This window comes from Arthrobacter sp. CAN_A212 (assembly GCF_015752345.1).
Classification (GTDB): Bacteria; Actinomycetota; Actinomycetes; order Actinomycetales; family Micrococcaceae; genus Arthrobacter_D.
On sequence record NZ_JADOUT010000079.1, the window covers coordinates 1 to 1,099 of the forward strand.

Below are 1,099 nucleotides of genomic sequence, written 5' to 3' on the forward strand. Positions count from 1 at the left end.
TGTGGGGGTTGTCTGCTGGTGGTGTGGGGTTGTTGGTTGAGAACTGCATAGTGGACGAGAGCATCTTAAAAATAAGAAGCAATTTCAAAAAATCTTGGTTTCAGACTTTATGTTTGTTTCCATGGTTTTCTCGATATGTTTTTTGATCTTTTGTGGTCAAGTTTTTAAGGGCACACGGTGGATGCCTTGGCATCAGGAGCCGAAGAAGGACGTGGGAATCTGCGATAAGCCTGGGGGAGTCGATAACCGGACTGTGAGCCCAGGATTTCCGAATGGGGAAACCCCGCCTGGCCAGCGATGGACCGGGTGACCCGCATCTGAACACATAGGGTGCGTGGAGGGAACGTGGGGAAGTGAAACATCTCAGTACCCACAGGAAGAGAAAACAATAGTGATTCCGTTAGTAGTGGCGAGCGAACGCGGATGAGGCTAAACCAGTGGTGTGTGATAGCCGGCGGGCGTTGCATCACTGGGGTTGCGGGACTTTCCGTTCTGATTCTGCCGGATCAGTGAAATGAGTGCAGGCGTATAGGTGAACGGTCTTGAAAGGCCGGCCGGAGAGGGTGTAAGTCCCGTAACCGTAATGCGTGCTGCCGTTTGGAGAGTATCCCAAGTAGTACGGGGCCCGAGAAATCCCGTGCGAATCTGCCAGGACCACCTGGTAAGCCTAAATACTCCCTGATGACCGATAGCGGACAAGTACCGTGAGGGAAAGGTGAAAAGTACCCCGGGAGGGGAGTGAAACAGTACCTGAAACCGTGTGCCTACAATCCGTCAGAGCGTTGTCATCCCTTCGGGGGTGGTGGTGTGATGGCGTGCCTTTTGAAGAATGAGCCTGCGAGTTAGTGTTACGTCGCGAGGTTAACCCGTGTGGGGAAGCCGTAGCGAAAGCGAGTCTGAATAGGGCGAGTGAGTGGCGTGATCTAGACCCGAAGCGAAGTGATCTACCCATGGCCAGGTTGAAGCGACGGTAAGACGTCGTGGAGGACCGAACCCACTTCAGTTGAAAATGGAGGGGATGAGCTGTGGGTAGGGGTGAAAGGCCAATCAAACTTCGTGATAGCTGGTTCTCCCCGAAATGCATTTAGGTGCAGCGTTG

Annotated in this window: 1 rRNA gene; it reads left to right on the forward strand. The window is 53.1% G+C overall.

Annotated features, from left to right (window positions below):
* Window positions 1-154 precede the first annotated feature (154 nt).
* Window positions 155-1,099, forward strand: a 23S ribosomal RNA gene (locus IWX64_RS16870); the annotation flags it as partial.